The 22,289-nt window shown below is 58.7% G+C and carries 15 protein-coding genes and 9 pseudogenes; 17 read left to right on the plus strand and 7 right to left on the minus strand.

What is annotated here, in order from left to right; all coding sequences use genetic code 11:
• Positions 1–261: 261 nt before the first annotated feature.
• The 7 genes and pseudogenes from ACFQX9_RS03425 to ACFQX9_RS03455 all read left to right on the plus strand — a co-directional run.
• Complete coding sequence (locus tag ACFQX9_RS03425; RefSeq protein ID WP_377786586.1) at positions 262–834, plus strand: hypothetical protein; 573 nt, start codon at positions 262–264, stop codon at positions 832–834.
• Positions 835–1,075: 241 nt separating this feature from the next.
• Positions 1,076–2,369 (plus strand): annotated as a pseudogene (gene dctA, locus ACFQX9_RS03430) (C4-dicarboxylate transporter DctA).
• A 23-nt stretch (positions 2,370–2,392) separates the two neighbouring features.
• A pseudogene (gene trbB, locus ACFQX9_RS03435) lies at positions 2,393–3,204 on the plus strand (P-type conjugative transfer ATPase TrbB); the annotation flags it as partial.
• On the plus strand, positions 3,201–3,527 hold the full coding sequence (locus tag ACFQX9_RS03440; RefSeq protein ID WP_377786588.1) for a TrbC/VirB2 family protein: 327 nt from the start codon (positions 3,201–3,203) through the stop codon (positions 3,525–3,527). The pseudogene trbB and the gene ACFQX9_RS03440, both read left to right, overlap by 4 nt.
• Positions 3,527–3,789: pseudogene (locus ACFQX9_RS03445) on the plus strand (VirB3 family type IV secretion system protein). Before ACFQX9_RS03440 ends, ACFQX9_RS03445 begins: the two are co-directional and overlap by 1 nt.
• 8 nt (positions 3,790–3,797) lie before the next feature.
• Positions 3,798–4,375, plus strand: a pseudogene (locus ACFQX9_RS03450) (conjugal transfer protein TrbE); the annotation flags it as partial.
• Between the two features lies 1 nt (position 4,376).
• A pseudogene (locus ACFQX9_RS03455) lies at positions 4,377–4,721 on the plus strand (transposase); the annotation flags it as partial.
• 269 nt (positions 4,722–4,990) lie between these two features.
• Here ACFQX9_RS03455 and ACFQX9_RS03460 read toward each other — a convergent pair.
• The 3 genes from ACFQX9_RS03460 to ACFQX9_RS03470 form a co-directional block, all read right to left on the minus strand.
• Positions 4,991–5,623: an acyl-homoserine-lactone synthase gene (locus tag ACFQX9_RS03460; RefSeq protein WP_377786590.1), complete on the minus strand. Its 633-nt coding sequence runs from the start codon at positions 5,621–5,623 to the stop codon at positions 4,991–4,993.
• Between the two features lie 91 nt (positions 5,624–5,714).
• Positions 5,715–5,966, minus strand: a complete 252-nt coding sequence (locus tag ACFQX9_RS03465; protein ID WP_377786592.1) for a response regulator transcription factor — start codon at positions 5,964–5,966, stop codon at positions 5,715–5,717.
• 76 nt (positions 5,967–6,042) lie between these two features.
• Positions 6,043–6,198 carry an autoinducer binding domain-containing protein gene (locus ACFQX9_RS03470; RefSeq protein WP_377786625.1) on the minus strand — a complete coding sequence of 52 codons (156 nt, stop codon included), beginning with the start codon at positions 6,196–6,198 and terminating at the stop codon, positions 6,043–6,045.
• Between the two features lie 122 nt (positions 6,199–6,320).
• On the opposite strand from ACFQX9_RS03470, the pseudogene ACFQX9_RS03475 reads away from it, so the two are divergent.
• The 4 genes and pseudogenes from ACFQX9_RS03475 to ACFQX9_RS03490 all read left to right on the plus strand — a co-directional run bounded on the left by ACFQX9_RS03475 (position 6,321) and on the right by ACFQX9_RS03490 (position 10,494).
• A pseudogene (locus ACFQX9_RS03475) lies at positions 6,321–6,799 on the plus strand (HesA/MoeB/ThiF family protein).
• A gap of 469 nt (positions 6,800–7,268) precedes the next feature.
• Positions 7,269–7,511, plus strand: a complete 243-nt coding sequence (locus ACFQX9_RS03480) for a DUF6527 family protein (RefSeq protein WP_377786594.1) — start codon at positions 7,269–7,271, stop codon at positions 7,509–7,511.
• 390 nt (positions 7,512–7,901) lie between these two features.
• Positions 7,902–8,054 carry a transposase gene (locus ACFQX9_RS03485; RefSeq protein ID WP_377786596.1) on the plus strand — a complete coding sequence of 51 codons (153 nt, stop codon included), beginning with the start codon at positions 7,902–7,904 and terminating at the stop codon, positions 8,052–8,054.
• Positions 8,055–9,996: 1,942 nt separating this feature from the next.
• The gene (locus ACFQX9_RS03490; protein ID WP_377786627.1) at positions 9,997–10,494 is read left to right on the plus strand and encodes an SET domain-containing protein-lysine N-methyltransferase; all 498 of its coding nucleotides are present in this window, start codon (positions 9,997–9,999) and stop codon (positions 10,492–10,494) included.
• Positions 10,495–10,664: 170 nt separating this feature from the next.
• On the opposite strand, the gene ACFQX9_RS03495 is transcribed toward ACFQX9_RS03490, so the two are convergent.
• The 4 genes and pseudogenes from ACFQX9_RS03495 to ACFQX9_RS03510 all read right to left on the minus strand — a co-directional run bounded on the left by ACFQX9_RS03495 (position 10,665) and on the right by ACFQX9_RS03510 (position 12,691).
• The gene (locus ACFQX9_RS03495) at positions 10,665–10,739 is read right to left on the minus strand and encodes a hypothetical protein (RefSeq protein WP_377786629.1); all 75 of its coding nucleotides are present in this window, start codon (positions 10,737–10,739) and stop codon (positions 10,665–10,667) included.
• A pseudogene (locus tag ACFQX9_RS03500) lies at positions 10,705–11,952 on the minus strand (IS1182 family transposase); the annotation flags it as partial. The pseudogene ACFQX9_RS03500 and the gene ACFQX9_RS03495, both read right to left, overlap by 35 nt.
• Before the next feature lie 380 nt (positions 11,953–12,332).
• Positions 12,333–12,470, minus strand: a complete 138-nt coding sequence (locus tag ACFQX9_RS03505; protein WP_377786598.1) for a hypothetical protein — start codon at positions 12,468–12,470, stop codon at positions 12,333–12,335.
• 5 nt (positions 12,471–12,475) lie between these two features.
• Positions 12,476–12,691 carry a hypothetical protein gene (locus ACFQX9_RS03510; protein ID WP_377786600.1) on the minus strand — a complete coding sequence of 72 codons (216 nt, stop codon included), beginning with the start codon at positions 12,689–12,691 and terminating at the stop codon, positions 12,476–12,478.
• 739 nt (positions 12,692–13,430) lie between these two features.
• Between ACFQX9_RS03510 and ACFQX9_RS03515 the strand changes: the two genes are divergently transcribed.
• The 6 genes and pseudogenes from ACFQX9_RS03515 to ACFQX9_RS03540 form a co-directional block, all read left to right on the plus strand.
• Positions 13,431–15,320 (plus strand): IucA/IucC family protein, encoded by a 1,890-nt coding sequence (locus ACFQX9_RS03515; protein ID WP_377786602.1) that lies wholly within the window; start codon positions 13,431–13,433, stop codon positions 15,318–15,320.
• Between the two features lie 252 nt (positions 15,321–15,572).
• A complete protein-coding gene (locus ACFQX9_RS03520; RefSeq protein WP_377786604.1) occupies positions 15,573–16,055 on the plus strand; it encodes a DUF736 family protein in 483 nt (160 codons plus the stop codon).
• 527 nt (positions 16,056–16,582) lie between these two features.
• Entirely contained in the window at positions 16,583–18,802 is a 2,220-nt protein-coding gene (locus ACFQX9_RS03525) for an acetate--CoA ligase family protein (protein ID WP_377786606.1), read from the plus strand.
• A 165-nt stretch (positions 18,803–18,967) separates the two neighbouring features.
• Positions 18,968–20,204, plus strand: a pseudogene (locus ACFQX9_RS03530) (CaiB/BaiF CoA transferase family protein).
• A gap of 791 nt (positions 20,205–20,995) precedes the next feature.
• Positions 20,996–21,745, plus strand: coding sequence for an electron transfer flavoprotein subunit beta/FixA family protein (locus ACFQX9_RS03535; protein WP_377786608.1), 750 nt, complete (start codon positions 20,996–20,998; stop codon positions 21,743–21,745).
• Positions 21,745–22,289 (plus strand): annotated as a pseudogene (locus ACFQX9_RS03540) (electron transfer flavoprotein subunit alpha/FixB family protein); the annotation flags it as partial. The gene ACFQX9_RS03535 and the pseudogene ACFQX9_RS03540, both read left to right, overlap by 1 nt.

Genomic DNA, 22,289 nt, shown 5'->3' on the forward strand with positions numbered 1-22,289 from the left:
GACCCAATCACCATGTCGGCCAAAGCGGCTGCTCACGATCGCGCGAAATGCCTGCTAACCATCGCGTGAAATCACCGCTCACCATCAGCGAAATGCGCACATAAATCAAGTCGGTGCGCCGAACGTGCTGAGCGTCGGTTCGCGGGCCCCTCGATCAAAATTGAGTATTGGCGACGTGGGCAGCCCGTTACAAAGTTCGAGCCTGAGGAAATATACATCATCGAATTTTGGGCGACGTGGTGCGGACCATGTATTGCATCCATGGCAACTTTTGTGTTCCTGCATGACAAATACAGGAGCGACGGAGTTGAGGCGGTAGATGTCGCAGATCACGAACAAGCTTCGACAGCGGATGAAGCGCGAGCGAGTTTGGACGCTTGGTTGACGAAGAGCCTGCCAAATCTGAACTTCGCGATCGCATTCGACTACGCCGACGAAATGAACAACCTCTGGATGGATCCCACCGTTTCTGTGGGGATTCCCGCGTCATTCGTGGTGGACCGTGACGGACGCAGCGCCTTTGTCTGCTATCGCACTCAGCTCAATATCGCCTTGCCCAAAGTTCTGAACGGATCTTGGGCAGTGAGCAATGAAGCCAAAGCGCTGGATAGGGAGAGGATAAACACGGGTCGACGCAGAAAGCGTGAATTATCGCAGAAGCAGGCGCTGGCGAAGCCGATCTTCGCCAGACTTGAGCTCGCGATGAAGAGTAAAGAATGGGCGACAGCTGAGGCGGCACTCGCTGCGATGCCGGACGAGGTCACCTTCCGTGGGCTTCATGCGGAATTGCTGCTTCACAAGATACGTGACATGGGGGTCGGCCTGCCGGTATGACGCTGATGCTTTCCAGCTCTCAAGGAAGCTTTCTAAAGTTTCTATCGCTGCTCTCAGAAGCGATTCAGAACTTCGTTTCGCGTCGGCCACAAGCGGATTGGGGAGAGGCGCCAATCCGCGGCAATGGACGGGGCCATCTGGAGCGGTCGGAGTCCCCTGCGTCCTGCACCGAAGGAACACTGAGCGAAGCCGTACCTTCATTGTCACCCCTCTTTGGTACGACGGCGCCGGGTCGAGCATGATGGACATTCACCGACGCCGTTCTGTCAAAGCCGCCGCTCTGTTCCAGCCCTCTGGCCGCTGGTACAAAGTTCTTTACATCCAGGTACTCATCGCGATCCTGATTGGCATTCTCGTTGGCTGGTTGTGGCCTGCTGTGGGGACGAGCAGCTGGGTCAAAGCGCTTGGTGACGGTTTCATCAAGCTGATCAAGATGGTGATCGCACCGATCATCTTCTGCACTGTTGTGTCCGGAATTGCGCATGTTCAGGATGCACGAAAGGTCGGCCGAGTCGGCATCAAGGCGCTGCTTTACTTCGAGATCGTATCAACCTTCGCGCTCGTCCTGGGTCTCGTGATGGGCAATCTCGTTCAGGCCGGCCATGGGCTCGCTCCCCGGGCTGATGCCGCGGCGGTAGCTAACTACGTCAAAAAGGGCGGAAGGGCAGAAGGCGGTCGATTTCCTCCTCAATATCATTCCTGATAGCGTGGTTGGCGCCCTGGCGCGAGGCGACGTGCTACAGGTGCTGCTGTTTGCCATCCTATTCGGATTCTCGCTGATGGCGCTTGGCGAGCGTGGTGAGCGGATGCGCGGGCTGGTTGACGATGCTGCGCACGCGGTGTTTGGTGTCATTAGGATCGTGATGAAGGCCGCGCCGATCGGAGCGTTCGGCGCGATGGCCTATACCATCGGCGAATTCGGACCCTCCGCGCTCGGTAAACTCATCGGATTAGTTGCGCTGTTCTATGTGACAGCCGGGCTCTTCGTGATCATTGTGCTTGGCCTGATCGCGCGCTTGGTCGGCTTTTCTATCTTAAAGTTCATCGTCTACATTAAGGATGAGCTGCTGATCGTGCTCGGAACGTCGTCGTCCGAAAGCGCGCTGCCGCAGTTGATGGAAAAACTCGAACGGCTGGGCTGTTCCAAGCCGGTGGTGGGCCTAGTGGTGCCGACCGGATACTCTTTCAATTTGGATGGGACCAACATTTACATGACGTTGGCGACCTTATTCATCGCACAGGCGCTCGGGGTCGATCTCAACTTCGGCCAGCAGCTCACCATTCTGGTTGTGGCGATGCTCACCTCGAAGGGCGCAAGCGGTGTTACTGGTGCTGGCTTCGTCACCTTGGCCGCAACATTGACGGTGGTCAGTCCTGAGCTTGTGCCGGGCATTGCGATCGTATTCTCGATCGATAAGTTCATGAGCGAGGTGCGCGCGCTTACGAACATCATCGGAAACGGCATTGCCGCGGTGTTTGTATCCTGGTGGGAAGGCGAACTCGATCATGACTTACTACACGCGCAGCTCAAGTAGATGTGCGAGCTCAGCTAGGCCCGGCGAGCGGCCTTAGGGATACTGGCAAGAATATATCCTCCTCTGATGGAGCGCGAATTGTCGCGTGGTGGCTCACTGAGTTGGTGCCGAGCTTCATCCGGCGAACCCGAGGAGTTCTGCCGAGCTGCCCGAGAGGGGGGGAGCGGTTCGAGGGGCTGCTGCCGCCGATCGCTGTCGCGCCAACGTTCGCGATCAGAAAACCGGCGGTTGGCGTGTTCAGCCTTGAGGATTACGTCGCGGTCGGCATCATGACGCCGGATCAAGCCGGTGCATTGAGGATGCACTTCGCGCGCGCAAGAACATTCTGGTCGGCGGCGGCACGACCGGCAAGACGACACTGAGCAATGCCCTTTTCGCCGAGGTCGCTAAAACGACTGAGCGAGTCGTTCTCACCGAAGATACGCGCGAGCTTCAGTGCTTGGCGCCAAACCTCGTGGCGCTCCGCACGAAAGACGGCTTGATCTCGCTCTCCGACCTGTTCCGCTCGTCGCTCCGTCTGCGCCCCGATCGAGTTCCCATCGGTGAGGTGCGCGGAGCCGAAGCGCTCGATTTGCTCAAGGCTTGGGGCACGGGACATCCTGGCGGAATCGGCACGATCCATGCCGGAACGGCGCTTGGGGCGTTACGTCGGCTCGAGCAGCTCGTCCAGGAAGCTGTTGTCACAGTCCCGCGTCCGCTTATCGCCGAAACAATCAACGTGATCGCGGTGCTCAGCGGCCGCGGCGCCGAACGCCGCTTGGGCGAGCTCGCCCGCGTCACCGGCTTAGGAGCATCAGGTGATTACAGCCTCTCTGCAATTGGAGACCGCTCATGAGCAAGCCTTCATCTCTCCGCCGCGCCAGCATTCCGGCTACAACAATTGTGAGCCTTTGGCTGGGCAGTATCCCGGCTTGGGCCGCTGGCTCAAATAAGCCGTGGGAGCAGCCGCTCAATCAGATTTTGCAATCGGTCGAGGGTCCCGTCGCCAAGATTATCGCGGTCATCACTATCATCGTGACCGGGCTCTCGCTCGCATTTGGCGACACATCTGGTGGCTTTCGTCGTCTGGTTCAGATCGTGTTCGGTCTGTCCATCGCCTTTGCGGCATCGAGCTTCTTTCTGTCTTTCTTCTCCTTCGGCGGCGGCGTGGTGATCTGATGGAGGAGCCTGTCGCAGGCTTTATCGCGCCCGTTCATCGTGCGCTCACCGAGCCGATCCTGATGGGGGGGCGCCGCGTGTCGTGGCGATCGCCAACGGCACGTTAGCGGCGGCACTCGGTCTTGGGCTGCGCCTTTGGGTTGCCGGCCTTCTCCTCTGGTTCGTCGGCCGCATGGCCGCCGTCTGGGCCGCAAAACGCGATCCCGATTTTGTGGAAGTCGTGCGCCGGCACGTCCGCGTTCCAAGCCACCTCAGCTCCTAGAGTTGCCTATGATGAATCTTGCCGAATATCGCCGTTCAAACACGCGCCTTGCGGACTTCCTGCCCTGGGTGGTCCTGGTCGATCAGGGCATTATCCTCAACAAGGATGGTTCATTCCAACGGACGGCAAGGTTCCGCTGACCAGATCTCGACAGTGCCGTTCCGGCTGAACTCGTCGCCGTGGCTGGGCGGCTGAACAATGCGCTCCGGCGACTAGGCTCCGGCTGGGCGATTTTCGTCGAGGCTCAGCGTCATTCGGCCGGGGCCTACCGTGCGAGTACTTTTCCGGATGCGGCGTCAAGCCTCCTTGACGCGGAGCGGAAAGCGCAATTCGAAGAGGCAGGCGCTCATTTTGAATCAAGCTATTACCTGACTTTCCTTTATTTGCCGCCAGCGGAGGGGGCCGCCATCGCTGAGCGCCTCCTGTACGAGGCAGTCATCGCACGGGCGCCGCCGATGCACGAGAGGTGCTGGGCGGCTTCATGGACCGGACCAACCGCGTCTTGCAGCTTGTCGAAGGTTTTATGCCGGAATGCAGCTGGCTCGATGATCAGGCAACGCTGACCTACCTGCACTCGACGATAAACCCAGTGGCGCAAGGTCGCCGACCAGCTCCGGCCAAAGCTGCCGAAGTTGGCCGGCTTCTTAGACGAGGCCGAGACCGACGTGCTGGCCTACATGACGTTCCCGCTGCAGCACCGCACCAAGCTGCACTCCACCGACCCGGTCGAGCGCCTGAACGGCGAGATCAAGCGGCGCACCGAGGTGGTGGGCATCTTCCCCAATGAGGACGCCATCGTTCGCCTCATCGGCGCGATCCTGCTCGAACAGAATGATGAATGGGCCGTCCAGCGCGCCCGTTACATGACACTGGAAACAATCGCGCCGTTGAGCGATGATCCGAGCGTCAGCTTCACGGCGATCGCCAGTTGACCAGCCCGGCTCTTGCCGGCGAACGCGGTGCCCCGCCGCCAGCTACACCACGCCACGGGACACGATCCGACTGCTGCGACCTGAGTAGCTCCGCGGCTCCACGAAAGCTGCCACAATCGGCCGCGGCGACGGCCGATCTCAGGTGTCTCAGTTCAATTGCTTTGCCGGCCTGAGTAGAAGGTGTTGATCGAAAGAAATTGTGCATCTCTAGAGCTCAAGCGGAGATCCCGATAGGGAGCAATGCCGCAACTGGACTTCCTTCGAAAGGCCTAAGCGGCCGCTCGGATCACCGGAGCCCAGAGCACCGGACCTGCGATGCGCCCCATCTTGCGGATTTGCTCCAAGGCCCCGGTCGACACCTCTAGGTATCCTGCTATCTCGACGGTGTTTCCGAGAGGACGAGCTTTCCCGATCGGGCGGAGGGGCCAGCCCGCACGCCGAAGAACGCGCTCCATCCTCGCGTCGGTGACAGTGACGATTTCGCTCAATTCGATGGAAAAGCCGAACTCAATCATGCCCGCAGTCCGCTCATAAGTGGCGGCAGCAAGTCCGCCACTAGCCTTCGGTGCGTCCGGAGGAATGTCGAGCGCAAATCGGCTGCTCTCCCAGATCTGACGGCTTCGTGGCGCCGGTTGCCCTCGAGAAGAATGGGGAAGGTGTCTCTCAGCATCGTTGAGCCGGTTCGAGGGCAGAAGACGGACGCAACCCTGAATGTGTCCTGCGGTCGATCGGTTCAGGAGGTGAACCGGTCGAAGGACATCAAACTCGTCGATCTCCATGTCGCCGCTGGTCTCCACGCTCCAGTCAAGGCGCTGCTTGAAAACGCGATAGCGCAGCCGGTGTATCTCGGCGAGCTCGTGAACGAACTCACCGTAGTACTCGGGGGTGATAAGCTGAATCATACTGCCTCCCTGCTTTGCTGGAAGAATAAGCAACGAGCGGTAGCGAAGCATACCTGTGCAGTTGCACAGGTGTTTATTGCGGGCGGAGTTTTTATTTGCGAGATTTTGATTCGGTTAGCCACACGATAGCTTGACGAAGCGAGCTGACCCCGAGCTTCGCACGGGCGTTGTCCAGGTGAAATCCCGCCGTTCGCTCGGAGATGCCGAGAATGATCCCGATCTCTCCGGCAGATTTTCCGCGCCCGGACCATTCGAGACATTCGTACTCGCGAGGAGACAGCACCACCCCGCCGACCGTGTGATCAATCGTCCAAAACCGCTTCGCGTGTGAATGGAAGAACATGCGATGAGCCGCAGGCTGTGTGCGTGCTCGAGTAACGAGCGGTCGAAAACCGTGCGATGCTCGTCCGTCGCAAAGTTCAAAACAGCGATCGTGCCCGGTCATCGTGGATCGGGTATGTAAATCCGCAGCGAATTCCAAATTGGGCTGCCTCTTCGAACAACGTGCGTTCTGAAGCTGACCGATTTTGCTCTTCGATTCCAAACCCCCACCGGAACGATTTAGGCTGGCGGATCGCCTAGCGTACCACCGGATCGACGGAGTCGTACCCACGCCGCAGACGAAGTCAACACTGAAAGTGCGCGCCCGGCATTCGATCGCCAGGTCAGGGCGTTCGGCCAGCAGTCTACCTTGGACTTGTCGCAACTGCGCATCGGTGTCGTCGGGTGCGGAGGGACGGGCTCTGCCGTTGCCGCACTTCTCGCAAGAATCGGTGTGCGGCACTTGGCACTTTTGATACCGATTTCATCGACGAAACAAACCTGAACCGGCTACATTACTCGACGCGGACCGACGCGAACCTTCGCAGATTGAAAGTCGATGTACTAGGTGAAGCAATCGCTGGAATCGGTCTTCCGATTTCAGTTGCGCGTATTCCACACCACGTCGAGGACATCGAGGCGCGGGACGCCCTCAAGTCATGCGACGGCGTTTTTGGTTGTACCGATGATCACTTGGGCCGGAATGTGCTCAACCGATTGGCGCATTTCTATTTCGTACCGATCATCGACCTCGGGCTGCTCATCGGCCCCCGTAGCGGCGGGGGCTACGTGCGTTTGACGGACGAGTCACTGTCGTCCAGCCAGGCAGCCCCTGCCAGGTGTGCAGGGGATTGATTAAATCCGACATCATGCTTGACGAGGGTCTACGGCGAAAAGATCCTGCAGTTTACGAGCAAAGAAGGCGGGCGGGTTATGTCGCAGATGCGGCTGATCCAAGTCCCGTTGTCGTAACGTTTACCACTGAAGTCGCAACGATGGCCGTCAATGAGTCGTTCCAGCGGTTGAACGTGTTTAGGGGAGACAGCGGTGCGGCCTCTGAGCGCGTACGAAGGTTCGATGAAGTAAAAGAAGCCGATCTCTTGCCTTCTAGCAAATCATGGCCAGGCTGCAAGTTGTGCGACCGGCGCCGCTACGATGGCAGAGGTGATATGGATCCATTTCTGGATACTACCTCATGATACGACTGCCACTCTCCTGGGTTCAATTTCTGATTGATATCGGGCTTCTTCGTCGTCGCCATTTCCTGGTGAAGGATGTGCCGGAGCCACCGGATTAGTTCAGCGAGGGCTTTGTTTTTCGGGAAGTGCGCGGAGGTTACCAGAAATGGCTTCACCTGAAGTGCCCTCGATGCGGGGAGCATATTCAGATCCAGTTGGCAGGAGCTCGGCGCTGGACCATATCGATAGATTGGCTGAATAGGCCGACAGTCACCCCTTCGATCTGGCAGACGGGAAGCTGCCAAGCCCACCTTTTCATTCGCGAAGGTGTTATCGATTGGTGCCGAGATGTTGGAGCACCTCGTCAGGGGGTCTCGCGGTATGTCTGACACCATTTGCGATGTTTGCACGATCGGCCAGGGCGTCGCTGATCGTGAGCTCGGCTGCCTTTTTCAAAGTGGTGAGATCGCGGTCTTTGGAAGGTGGCGACGAATGAGACGCTCCTGCTCGTACTTGTATCGTGCAGAGCCGTGGATTTGGGAGATACTCGACTAGACGCTTCTCTGCATCTTGCGCGGTCTCTGTCGCATCAGCGCCAGTATGATCGCGAGAGCGGCGAGTCGTGCTCGCCGGTCGAACGTAAACGTAGTGCCGAGGCACTTCAGATTGTTTGAGCGGAGTCTTGGGAGCACTGTTGAAAGAGTCATCTTCGCCAAGGGTGCTCACTATGGACGACCATTCTGACGACATAATACAACCGTCCCCACGTATCGAACTGTATGCTGGCGCAGGTCGAAAAGCGCTGGCCGGGCGATTTGAATGCACGGATTGCCGCGGAGAGCCTCGAGCCGGGTGCGATTGTCACAGATGTCGCCCGCCGCCATGGCGGCCGGGCCAGCAGGTGCATGATTGGCGGCGTCGAGCACGTTTAGGCCAGTTGGTGCTGCCAGCTTCGGCGAATACCTTATCGTTTTGTGCCTCTGGCGTCGGAATCGTCGCTACCGACGGCTAAGGAGTCCTCGTGTCGCCTTAGGCTTGCGTCTTCAAGGCTCGTGCCAACTAGGAGGCTTTGAGTTAAGGCGATTGGCTCCAGCGGGCGTGTAGCGCGGATCCGACAACATGGCGCGAACCTGACAGTCAGCACTACGGCGACGGTGCAGGGGCTTATTGGAAAAATGGCCAGCTCTGTGCTCGATCCTGCCTCGTCTGCCGTCGCCCCTAGCATCTATCGTGTCATTCGGCCCGTTTAATTGCTTGCTTGTTGTCAAAAGTTCCCCTTGAACTCGCCAGCGGCAGGACGGTAGCGCTCGGAGCTGGTCAGGGTCGCAGAGACAGGCGCGAGCGCAACTGAGTGTTGAGCTTGCCTCCCGGCGCCTAATCCAGTGTGGAGTCGTCCTAGCCCAGGACGAGGGCCAGGGCATCAAGCGAAATCGTTTCACCGGTGAGACTGGTGTTCGGTCCCCATCGTCTGCCTATTTCGCCGCGCGCAGCACGTTTTGACTGACGATCATGGAGGGAATCCATCCAAGGAAGAAAAGTCATGATCTTACGTCGGCCTCCATGTTTCCTGAATTCCGCTCGATATGTGCGGTGGACGAGACCGGAAACATTATCAGGGAGGGAACGACGTCGGCGGACGCGCCACCGATTGTGCAGTACCTCGAACCATGGGCTGGTCGAGTTGTGCGCGTGGGCCTGGAGGCAGGACCGACCTCAGCACGGCTAGCCGCAAATCTCTTGGGCCGCTGGCCGTCAGTTTGGAAGACCGCTAGGCTGAGGCGGCACTTTCAGCCATGCCTCTGAAGGCCGATCGCAACGACGCCCTGAGATCGCACAGATGGTGAGATCGGGATGGTTCAAGCGCGTTCATGTCAAGAGCATCGGCAGCTAAAGGCCGCGGACGTTGCCAGCTGCTCGCAAGCATGTCATCCGCCCCATCGCTCCCGCAGAGCAGGTCCGCCGAGTACTTCTGCGTCCGCTCGGTCTCAAAATCGGAATCGTCTTGCGGACTCGCGACGGGAGTTCGTGAGTTGGTCGCGATGACGCCATGCTGGAGGCGATTATGTATCCGCTGCTTGCCGACGCGAAGCGCTGATGCGAGAGTCGCCCGACTCGATCGTCCGGTTCTGAAAGGCTGTGCGCAGCGACCCGGCTGCTGGCTCTTACCGATGCCAGGATCGGTCCGGTCTTTGGGTGACCTTCCGCTCCACCGTGGTCGATCCTTGGCGATTCCTGCATTCCCAACTCCGTGGGCGCCTACTGGTCTCCGATGAAGGCTTGGGCGGTGCGTGTTGCTCACCGGCGAGGAAGCACTGTGGGAAGGTCGCGCTGGGCAGAACGATGGCTGTCGTCCTTCACCGAACGTGGGTCGACGGTACCGAATTCCGGTGGACGGCGCGCGCGTAAGGACGCCATCGCCATCCAAAAAGACGCTCGCCGAGGCGCGTGGGACCGTCGAGTTCGCATGATCTGTCGTGGGTCCTCGCAGGCTACGCCGATGAGCTGAACCGACCATTCAACTGAATCCCATCATGTGGCGCTTTGCCGAGCACCAACAGAAGTAGGTACCCGCGGCACGCGCTTTAAGGGATCGACAGACGCAGACCGAATACAGAAGTAGATTATCGCGATATTGAAAGAGCATGAGGTTGAAGGACGGCCGAGCTGGCTCGAAAGCATGGAATCTCCGAAGCGGCGATCTACAATTGGAAGCCAGAGTTGCTGCTCAACGAGCGGAGACTACCATCATTCGTAGGTTGCCAGCCTAAAGGCAGAGCGTTAGATCGCATGATCATGACCAAGGCAGCACAGCTACCTTTTCGACAGCTAAACGGGATAGAAGCAAAAGTTGAGTCAGATCGGAGACGTGACATCATGAGCCAAACTAATAACGTTTGTAAGCCGCCAGATCGCATCTACGTTGGACGATCCAAGATAAATGGGTCCGGCTTGTTTTCGAGAAAAACCATTACGAGGGGAAATGTCATAGAAAAGCTCGAAGGCGTGGTCTATCCGAAGGCAACCAAGAGAACGATACAAACCGATCGCAATAGACACCTTTGTAGTGAATACATAGACTTCATCAATCACTGTTGCCGCCCAAATGCCCGCCTTCAGGTGGAAGGTGGTGGCATTGTCCTGATTGCAATCGAGGAGATTGGTTGCGACAGGGACGAAGTAACGATCGACTACAACTGCTCCGAATACTCTCTCGCTGAGAGCTTCTCGTGTCGATGCTGTGAGCCTCCCAGACTTATCGCTGGATACAGTTACTTGCTAGAAACGGGTCAGGGCGACTATCTAAGTCGAATAGAGCGATTCGTGCTGCCGCATCTGTTGTCGATCTCCTCGGAATGTTTGTCTAACAACTAGATTTTGAAGCGCCACCGGGTGCCAGAGGCTCCAAATCTTGAGAGGAGGGAGCCATGACCAACGAGGCGACAAGCCGGACCCGCGCGGTTCCTAGGAGCGTGTCGCGGTAATGGACTTGGGATCAAGCGAAGCGAGTTGTGAAGCGGCTTTTTGGGGAGACAAGTTTCTCCTCAGCGTGCGGCTGCGAGTTTTGCGAGGTTGTGAGCGATGCAGATCATGGCCCATTCGGCTTTGACCTTGTCGATGCTGCGCAGGAGGAACTGGCGGAAGCCTCATCTGTTTTCGCAATCGATACCGGCTTCGATGGCCTGCGCGCTTGAGCTTTGTGCTCATTCTGGCGACGAGCGTGCCGGATTTGAGCTTCCTGTTTGTCGTGGCCGCCTTGGTGCCGTGCTTTTGCCGTCCGGTGGCGACGTAGCCCTCGATCCGGCGTCGGATGAGCGTGCGAAGATTGGCTTGCGAGCAATAGCCCGCATCGGCCGATGCTTCATCCGGGTTCTTCCCGAGATTGGCTTTTATGGTATCGAGCAATGGCGCAAGCTGCGCCTGATCGCTCGGCGAGTTGGTCAGCGCATGCGCCACGATGATCTGATGGGCGCCATCGACGGCGGCCTGTGCGTTGTAGCCCTGGATGAAGCCGTTTTTGGTCGGCATCACGCGGCTGTCGGGATCGGTGAAGTTGCGTTGCGCCTTGTCGCTCGGCTCTGCCGTGACGGGCTTGGACTTGTGTCCCGGCCGGCCCTTGCCGCCATCACCGGAGCCGTCATCGTCCGCCTTCGAGGCGGCTTTGGCTTCAGCTTCCAGCGCGGCCTTGGGCGGTACGGATTTTCTCGAGCCGCCTCTCTTTATTGGCCATCCACTCAGGCATCTCGTCGCCACGCTTCGAGGCTCCGAACTGACGATCCTCAGCCTTGTCGGCCTGGCCTGAGCCAGCCAGTGCTGGACCTCCGCCGCAAGCGTCGGCTCCGCCTCTTTCATCCGGCCATAGCTCATCGCCTTGTTGATCCCGGCATTGGCCTTGATCTTGGTGCCGTCGAGCGCCACATGGCCAAGCTTCACGAGCCCCGCTTCGCGGCACAGCGCAAGAACCTGCCGGAACAAGCCCGAGAGGGCCGCCAAATGCCGCTTGCGGAACTCGCTGATCGTGCGGAAGTCCGGATGCTGCATCCCCGTTACTGCCGCAAAATCCAGCCGCTCCTCGCAGCCCCGCCCGATCCTGCGCGACGAGTAAATCCCCTGGCTGTACGCATAAAGCAGCAGCGCCACCATCATGCCAGGATGATAGGGCGGAAAGCCGCGCTCCTCATCATAGACATCCATGATCCGCGACAGGTCCAAGCCAGTGCGAACCGTGTCGCGAACAAAGTGGGCCACGTGCCCGGAAGGCACCAAATCCTGGATCGACGGCGGCAACAGCCAAACCTGATCAACGTCCCAAGGTCGAAATGTCTTGCTCATCCGTCGTTTGAATCACGACGCGCCTTCCTCGTCGAGAAAAATCCGATTACTGATACACGTTCCTAGTCTGGATCACGCCAGGGAACACCCTTTCGCGCAGGGCGGCAGTGACGTCGATTGCGGCCAGATCGGCTGCACGACTGGGCCAATAAGGCCGAGGTCGATAGCGGGTAGTGGGCCGCCGTCCCGACCGGCAGGCCCGAGAACGCTGAAGGGCTGGCGCGAGCTTCGGCAGGCCAAACAAATTTTGCGCACAGCGAGCGCTGGTTTGCGATGGCGGAGCTCAACCGCAGGTCCAAGCCCATGATCGCCTTCATCGACGATCATCGTGGGGTGCATGGGGCGAGCCGATCTGCAAGTCTCCCGAGCGTCCGCTCGGCCTACCACGCCCATTTGGCCAAGCGGCAAAGCGGACTAAGCCTGAAATAGCTCACCAGTTTCGGCGGGCTATTCAACCGGCTGAGGTCGCCGATCGCCGCCACGATGTCGGCGGCGACCGACAGATTCGCGCCGGTCACCGTTATCAATCGGTTGACCGCGGGAATTGTCGATGCGCGATCTCGCGATCGAGCAGGGCGAGGTCTTCCGCCAGCCGCCCAAGCTCGCGGATGTGCCGATCGATCGCCGAGCGCTCATCGTCTGGAAGCTGTTGAGCGGCCACCCACACCCGGCCGCGAGCGTCGAACAGATCGGCGTGCGGGCACTTCGGGACCAGTTGCGCGTGCAGGATCGAATACACCTCGTTCTTGAGTCGCGCGCGATGCCGCACGACCTGGTAGCGCGTGACAAAAATAGTGGGCGTTCACATCATGCACTGGCGGTGCCACGCTCGGCAGGGCATTTGCAGAGCGCATTATGTCCGCTTCCAGACCCATACTGTCGAGACTCGACATTCCGCCGCGCAATCATTCCAGCGGCTGGCGGAAAGGCGAAATGTCCCCCTCTTTGTCTCTCTCGTTAAGCGAGATCGCGCACGCTGTCGTGGCACACCGATTGCTGAGAGATTGCGGGCTTGTCATCGCTACTGGCGGAGGAACATCCAAATTGATCACAAAGACCAAACCGTCGGGGGCGGTTCCGATTCAAGCTGTGTCACTCCTGCCTTTGTCGAATGATGACACGGCAGGTCGTTCGTCTATGCCGTACGGCATCGGCACGCCCTTGCAGAGGTGCTCCCAGAGCCACAAGCGCAGACTGGACATTAAATCATCTGTTCTCATGCTACTCTCCGCCCCGTCAATGGGCTTGGCGCTCGTTATCCTGCTCTGTCACATCAATTTGAGGTTGAAGGTGTTTCGAATTCTGGGGCTGATGTCAGCCCGAGGCATTGACCTCTCAAGTCGCAGCTCATGTAACTGGCCGCGAAGCTCGAAGAGGCCATTCCCGCAAAAACCTAGTGAGCCGCTCAGCTACCACGCCGCGTTCTTCACGGAGAGCGCGTCGGCCTGTTTGCTTACCATTTTGCTGGAGGAAGTGTGATGGAGGAGAGGACGGCTTCTTCGGCAGACGCGGGGTTTAAGGCGCGCACCTCGGAGCTTTGGTTGGGCGCATCGCGTAATGCCATCCGCCGGCTGGTTCGCTGTCTATTCGCCGAGCGTCTTCTTGACCCCGATGCATTAATGTGGGCTCGGGAAAGCAACGAAGCATGGCTCCCCCTTTGGCGATCACGCGAGGTCCTGCATTTTACGGATTTGCACCGTGCGCCTGCCGGAACGTTTCAAAATCGAGGTTCAATCGAAGTAATAGACGAGACCGGCGCTCGCTACCGGATCGACAATCCTTCCGATCTCATCGGACAGATCGCGCCCGCTTTGGCACTCACGCCCGCAACGGACGACGTTCAGCGTCTAATCCGTGACGTCGAGGACAGCATGCGTAACGACGCCCTCGCACGTAGTTACCGGGAACACTGGAGCGCAGAGCTTCGAGCTAAAATAGCCGAAGCAGGAGCCCGGGATTTCCTAGAGTATCTCCAGAATCTGCCGCCGCACCTGAGGGCAATTGCTCTCGATCAGTGGGGGGCGCTGGAGGGTCACCCCTTCTACCCGACATGGAAAGCCAAATCCGGCCTGCCGCCCCAGGACGTCGCTGCCTTGTCGCCTGAGTTCGGTGCTCGCGTGCGCGTCCGAATTGCCGCGTTACGCAAAGAATGGTGCTATGTGGAGAAGATGCCGCATGTCGGCAGCTATTCAGAATGGTTCTCACAAAACTTCCCGGAGCTCTCGTGCGAATGGGCCGAAAGCTTGAGCAAACGTGGAAAGTCCGCTGAGGACTGGCTGCCCCTGCCTGTCCATATCTGGCACCTAGACAATTGTCTGCGACGTGAATTCGCGTCCGAGATAAGTTCCGGAGTTTTCGACCCGAACGGCCCGGAGATCGTAACGCTGCCATCAATGTCGTTCCGCACAATGCTGCCGGACACTCAGGAGCCGAAACCGTTTATCAAATTGCCGGTGGCGATTTGGATGACCAGCGAGCAGCGCATTCTGCAGGCCAAGTCAATTTACATGGGACCGCGTCTCAGCACTTTGATTTCTGAAATTCTAACAAATGAGCGGTGCCTCTCGGACGGGTTGGAGATCTTCACAGAAGAACTGGGGGCAATCCTTCACCACCCCGTAACAGGCGACGAGCATCCGGGCCGCTTTCTTTCAGTTGTCTACCGCAACTCCGGTGCATTGACGCGAAATGATGGACTATTACCGGTCACTGTGGCAGCGCTCCTTACGGCGAGCCCGATCGACGGTCGCCCGCTCATTTGCGAATTGATTGCGAGAGACAGCGGTGAAAACGAAGCCGTCGTGTCTTCGTTCTTCCGTGCCTATGTGAGGACAGTGATCGGGCCGATACTCACCATGTATCTGCTTTACGGACTAGCCGTTGAGGCGCATCAGCAGAACAGTACGATTCTATTCGACCAAATCGGCCGCCCTAAAAAACTGCTACTCCGTGATTTCGGCGACGCCCGCAGCTTTGTTCCCCTGCTCAAGGAACGAGGGTACGATCTCAAGCCCTTCACTCGGACGGGGATCTTACCAACGGCCTTTGACGACGATATCAGTATCGTGCGCTCATTCGTCATTGACGCGTGCTTCGTCTGCCACCTTCATGAGGTCGCACTGTGCCTGAACGAAATTTATAAACCGTCAGGCACATGCTTTTGGCACATCCTACGGGAAGAAACCGAGGCAGTCTTTGACGCGCTCAGGCCGCGCATGATGTCGGATTCATTCTGGCTCGAAGAACGCAAGGCGTTTCTTGACGATCCCTGGCGGACCCGCTCGGTGCTAAGCATGCATCTGGAGCGCTATCGGGACTTTCGAGTTGAGCACGAGTTACCAAATCCGCTGGCGGTAGTGAAATGTTAATGCCCCTGCGGCGTCTCGTGGCTTCGGACCTGTCACATAGCTGCAACCCTCCGCGAACTACCGGTTTCAGGCGTTTGAATTTGAGCTTAACGTCCGCTCGAAAGTGGAGTTGGCCAAAAGTGTCGGTGCGGAGCGAGAAGAAGTGTTTTCCTCCTTCAGATAGGATCTACGATGCGCAGACTAACCCGCGAGTGGAGATCGCCATACGACCGAGGCCGCGATGGTCGCGGGCTTGAAGCACGCCAGTGAGAAATGACGTGGCTAACATCGTACGATTTCGAGGGCGAGATCATCACTCTGGGGTTGGCAGGCTTTTCGTATCTTCGCAAAGGCCAACTCTCCAGCCAAAACGGTCCGAGCCGCCGTTTCTATATGGGCCGGACGAGATCGAGGCTGCCTGGTCGAAGCGCTCGGAGGGAAGGCCCTGACTATCTCTCACTCAAGCTCGATGATCCTTCCTTCATCGCACCGATCTACGCCGACCTGTTCGACGAAGTCGTCGAAGACGCAACCTGTTCTGGTTGTGGCCGCGGAAGAACGGAAAGTGGCAGACTTGCGGCCCCGCACAAACTGACCGGGCGGGGGTTATTCGGCCGCAGTCGAGTTGTAGTGCGGCCGCTGCATGGGGACAGTCTGTCTATCTCTCAGCAAACCGCCTCACTTGCGCTCATACCCGTGCTTGGTCTGGAGACCTGTCGAACGAGAAATCCTCGCTTTCGTCTAATCGCGCGGTGAATTTCGGCCATGTGATGGCCTACATCGAAGAAACGCGGCCGCTGAGCCGGCTAGTATACGAACAAAGGAGCTGATGCCTGAAGTTAGGCCAAATACTCGGTCGCGACACCAGGCGTCCATTGTCTCTTGCCTAGACGCTTACCCATTCGGCTGCTCGGAGTCCTGATTGTCGTGCTGTTTGCATTGATCCTTCGTTCGATGTGGCCCTGATGCAGCTTCGATTTGCGTTTACCTGGAAGTTTGCTGCTCTTTTTCGCATGTTGATCGCTGCGCCTCGGCGTTCACGGTCCAAAGAGGGCTCTAGCATTGGACACTGGTGATCGCAGTACATTATGGCCGACGCAGGCACCCTTGCCGAGGATTGTGTGGTACTATCGGTGTGCCCTCATTTATCTCACTTCAGCCCTCGGCCCGCGACCACCTAGAGCCCTGAGCGGTGTCTTGAGGTCCCCGCAAGCGAGAGGCGCAAAGCTGAGACCATGAAGCACAGGGTCTCGGCGGAAGAGCTACAGGGAAGAACTGGACCTATGGAAGCACACGTATCGACTACTGCCGTTTCATCGGATAATTGGTCACCCGCGCCCGATGCGAGTCATATCATTAGCGGCATTCATGCGATGCTGCACCCGCGCAATATTGTACTGGTCGGCGCCACCGACAAGCCCGGCAATTATGCCGAGCGCATTTGGAACAATCTCATCAAGTACAAGTATCGAGGCGGGCTCTACCCTGTAAATGCACGGAGAGACGTGGTCTGGGGAGTGACTTGTTACAAGGATTTTGTTTCCCTTCCGGAAAAGCCGGACCATGTGCTTGTGCTGGTGCCGGCGCGTTTCGTGGTTCAAGTCGTGCGGGATGCTGCCGCGGCGGGCGCCCGGTCGGCAACGATCGTCACTTCGGGCTTCAGCGAGCTGCAGGACGAGGAGAGTCAGCGGCTTGCCGCCGAACTCAACGTCGCGGTACGTGAGACAGGAATTGCAATAACAGGCCCAAATTGCCTCGGCAATCTGAGTGCGGGCGAAAAGCTCTTCACCAATCTCGACGATCGGATCGTCACCATGGAGCAGGGGCCGGTCGCAATCGCGGGCCAATCCGGAGCCATCGTGATGATGATTCGCCAGGCGTTGGAGGATCGCGGCGTCGGTGTCGGCTATATGGTCACCACAGGCAATGAGGCCGGGCTAGAGACCTCGGATCTGATGACATATTTCGCCGCCGATCCTTCCATCCGAGTGATCGTCGTTTACCTGGAGGGCGTCCGAAACGCTCAGACCTTTCGGAATGCCTGCAAAGCAGCGCGTGCTGCTGGCAAACCTGTTATTGCGTTGAAACTCGGGAGTTCCGAAGGCGGACGCGCCGCCGCCATGGCGCACACCGGGGCGCTGGCGGGCTCCATCGAGTCCTTCGATGCAATATCGACGCGCGAGGGAGTGATCCGAGTACGTGGACTCGACGAACTCGTGGAAACCACCGAATGTTTCGTTCATGCGCAACTGCCTAAGGGCAACCGCCTCGCCGCGGTGACGCTGTCCGGCGGAAAGCGTGGGCTCTTGATTGACGCATTCCATTCGGTGGGGCTCAATTTTCCTCCACTCAGCAAGAATGCCAGCGAGAAGCTCGCAACGATGCTCGGGCCGGGCTCGATTATCGGCAATCCGCTGGACGCGGGATTTGCAGCAGTTGTCGATCCATCAGTTTACATCAAATCGATCGGAATCATGATCGAAGACTCGGATGTCGACATCGTCATCATTGACGCCGACTTGCCGAAGATGCCGCATGAATTGCGCGAGCGCAATTTGCGCATCGTCAACGGCATGGCGAGCAGCGCGACGAAGCCCGTAATCTACATCAGCCCGGTGTCCATGGGTTTTACCGAACATACAACTGCCTTGCGCAAGACATTGCCTGACATCGCTGTCATGCAAGGTATGGACCGCGCGGTCGGCGCAATCAAGGCGCTGATCGATTATGCCGCACTCGAAAAGGACGTGCCGGATATTATTTCCTCTTCCAACCCCCAGGCCCGGGCGGTCCTGGAAAAGACCTTGAATTGTGCCAGCGGCGCCGCGCTCGACGAGATCGCCTCCAAAAAGCTGCTCAAAGCTTATGGCATCCCGATCTCGAAGGAGGCAATAGCACGGACGGCCGACGAGGCTGCTAGCGTCGCCAAGAAGGTCGGCTTTCCCGTCGTGGCAAAAGTAGTCAGCGCGGACATTTTGCACAAATCGGATATCGGCGGCGTGGTGCTCAATCTCAATAGCACTGCCGAGGTAAAAAAGGCATTCAACGACATCGCCGCCCGCGTCAAGAAATTGAAGGGGAAGCCGCACCTCGAAGGCATTTTGATCACGCAGCAGGTCAAGGCCGATCTCGAGCTCGTGATAGGCGCCTCGCTTGATGCCGAGATGGGACCGGTGGTGCTATTCGGTACGGGGGGCGTCGATATCGAGTTGATGAAAGACGTAGCGCTCGCCGGCGCGCCGATCGATGCCACCGAGGCCGCAAAGTTGATCCGTCGCACCAAGGCCGGCGTGAAGATAAAGGGCTACCGCGGCCGGCCGGCCCTGAACAAAGGCTCTGTGATCAGTGCGTTAGTTGGACTTTCCAATTTGATCGCCGATGCTGATGGTCGCATCGCCTCCATCGACGTAAATCCATTTCTACTCACTGCCAAAAGCGGGGTCGCAGTGGACGCGCTCGTAGTCTTGCGGAATCATGCAAGCAAGCGCGAGGGCGAATCGTAAGAGTTGCATCAGTCGGCTCGATCATTTCCGTGGAAGCACTACTGACCAGGAACAGGGCATTCTCTGCTTCGGGCGATGCGGGCCATCGAATTCGAACACAATGGCGTCGCGAGTATACGAACGGCGCTTGAGGCGCGAACGGACGTGTTCCGCCTCAGAAGAGTCATTAAGGAGAAAACCTTCCTATTGGTCCTGCCGCTTTCTGGCATCAATTTATCCTTGACCTCACGCGTGTGCTCGCCTGCGCCCTTGTCGGCGCCGATGCTGGCGATATTGGCGCGGAGGTGATTAAAACGAGCGGCCCGGCACCGGCGACGACGCGCGCGCCTTCGGACTTCCTCACCGACCCGATCCCCGGGGTCAAGGAGAACAACAACATTCTATCTCTGCGCAAACCGCAATAAGAACTCGGTTACCGTCAACATCGCCAAGCCCGGTGGGCGGGAGATCATCTGTCAGCTTACCGAAGACGTAGAGGTATTCGTGGAGAACTACGAGGTTGGGGATCTCAAGCGTTTCGGCTCGACTACGAGTGGGGGCCTCAAGAAGATCAATCCCGGCATCATCTAGTGGTCGGTCACAGGCCAGACCGGGCCCTATGCGCCGCGCGCCGGTTATGACCGGGTCTTCCAGGCTATGGGGTGATGAGTGTCACCGGCCACATGGACGGCGGGCCGTGTCTGGGGCCGATGAAGTCGGTCCTTCGATCGTCGACTACATGACCGGCATGAACGTCTCGATCGGCCTTCCTGTCGGCCCTCTATTACCAAGAGGTCAATGGCGGGGCAGGGCAGCACATCGATGTCTCCCTGCTCGACGCCGCGATGACCTCGCTCAACCACGATCTCCAAATTATTCGTGAATGGCAATAGGCCGTCCAGCCGGCGGACTTGGGGCAATGGTGCGTTGGCAGTCGGTGTGTTTCGCTGCGCGGAGGATGAGATGATGCTGATGGTCGGCAATGACGGTCAGTTTGCCCGGGCATGCGCCGCTCTCGAGGCACCTGAACTCGCTACCAACCGAAACTCCTCAAGAACAACGATCGCGTCACCAACGGTAAGAAAATCATGGCGATCTTTGCTGGTCCTCTATCAAAAGCCACGGTCGCGCGGCTCCGCAAGCTGGAGAAGGCCGGTGTCCCTTGTGGTCCGGTAAACGAACTTTCACCAGGTGTTCGCCGATCCGCACATCACCGAGCGCGGCATGCGGGTGAACGTGAAGGACAAGTTCGTCCGAGCTGATCTTGATCCGCAACGCGCTGACCTTCTCCGCGACACCGATCACCTAATATCGCGCCCCGCCGCTGCTCGACGAGAATACGCAAGTCGTGTTGATCGCCCGAGTTGAGTGGCTGCGGTCGCGCGGCGCCAGCGGTGATCGTTCCTTGTGGCAGTCGCATTAAGCTTTGGTGCACCGGTTGGGCTGCGCGCAGTCGCAGTAGAAAAAAGGAGGCGCTCTTTGCAGTTCGTGCAGCGATGTTGATTGTTGCAGAATCCGCCTTGGCCGCCTTTGCTGCCATAGTGCGTTGTGTCCGTAGCTGCATCGTGCACAGCCCTAGCCTACGCCATCATAGGGGACTATTTCCCGGCCGAGCTGGTCGCTCGCCCGAATGACGCTTCGAACGTCCTGCAATTTGACTAAGCGTGAAAGGACGGGACCGATTCTGGCGCAATGGCCGCTTAAGGGCGGCGCTATTTGCTGATCGCCTAACAGACGGCATTCGCTGTGAACGCGTTGCTGAAACGTGGCGTTGGTCTGGTTTGACAGTCCGCGGCTCGAAGCGCGTAGAAACCGAAGACCGCGCTTTGGCCGGCCTCAAAGGGGGGGCGGCTGGAGTGTGTTAACGTCATGACCAGCCGGGATGTTTGCGGCGCATGATGGACGGTCTTTAGGGGGCTTTTCCTTCCACGAGGGGCTTTTCCTTCCACGCGAGAGTGCGATCGACCCGTCCTGTCTCGGCCGTGGCAGGATCTTATTGTTCGACTTGCTTCCATCTGCTGCCGCTGATCGGTCACCAGCCGCAACTATTTGGACGCAATCATGTCCCTCACGCGGAAGACGAGTTACAGCACCGGCTCTTTGCTGCGTCTGAGTGACCTGTAGCGCACAAAATCTGCGCTTTGGTCGCGATCCACGCGGATGGACTCAATCAATTCGTGATAACTCCCTCCCAGATTGAGTGAAAGAGGATCGATGAAGGTCTTAGTGCCGGTAAAGCGGGTGGTCGATTACAACGTCAAGGTCCGCGTCAAGAGCGATGGATCGGGCGTTGAACTCGCCAACGTCAAGATGTCGATGAACCCCTTCGATGAAATCGCGGTCGAGGAAGCGCTGCGCCTGAAGGAAGCCGGCAAGGCTACCGAGGTCGTGGTAGTTTCCATCGGACCGGCGCAGGCATCGGAGACGATCCGCACTGGGCTCGCCATGGGCGCTGACCGCGGCATCCTGGTGAAGGCGGAGGGCCCCGTCGAGCCGCTCGCCGTCGCCAAGATCCTGAAGAAGGTCGCGGAAGAAGAGCAGCCGGGCCTCATCATTCTCGGCAAGCAGGCGATCGACGACGACAGCAATCAGACCGGCCAGATGCTGGCCGCGCTGCTCGGCTGGTCGCAGGCGACCTTCGCCTCGAAGCTCGAAGTTGAAGGAAGCGACTTCAAGGTCACGCGTGAAGTCGACGGCGGTCTGCAGACCGTGAAGCTGAAGGGGCCGGCGATCGTCACTACCGATCTTCGTCTTAACGAGCCGCGCTATGCCTCACTGCCCAACATCATGAAGGCCAAGAAGAAGCCGATCGCGGACAAGACCGTCGCCGATTACGGCGTCGACATCACCGCGCGCCTCGAAGTTCTGAAAACGGCTGAGCCCGCGGGCCGCAAGGCCGGCGTCAAGGTGAAGGACGTCGCCGAGCTGGTGTCGAAGCTCAAGAACGAAGCCGGGGTGCTCTGATGACGACGTTGCTGATTGCCGAACACGAACAGGAAGTCCTCAAGGACTCCACCAACAAGGCGCTGACCGCGGCGTCCCAGCTCGGCGGCGACGTCCATGTGCTGGTCGCCGGTGGCGGGCTGGGCATCAAGGCTGCGGCCGAGGCTGCTTCGAAGCTTGCTGGTGTCGCCAAGGTGCTGGTCGCCGAAGGCGAGCCCTACGCGCACGGCCTCGCCGAGCCGCTGGCCGCGCTGATCGTCTCGCTGGCGCCCGCCTATGACGCGATCGTCGCGCCCGCGACCTCGCGCTTCAAGAACGTGATGCCGCGCGTCGCAGCCCTACTCGACGTCATGCAGGTCTCAGAGATCACCAAGGTGGTCGCCCCCGACACCTATGAGCGTCCGATCTACGCCGGCAACGCCATCCAGACGGTGAAGTCGAAGGACGCCAAGAAGGTCATTACGGTGCGCACCTCCACCTTCGCCGCAGCGGGTGAAGGCGGCAGCGCGTCGGTCGAGAGCGTCGCGGCGGCGGCCGATCCGGGCCTGTCGTCCTTTGTCGGCGA

The organism is Bradyrhizobium sp. GCM10028915, from assembly GCF_042666195.1.
Lineage (GTDB): Bacteria > Pseudomonadota > Alphaproteobacteria > Rhizobiales > Xanthobacteraceae > Bradyrhizobium > Bradyrhizobium canariense_D.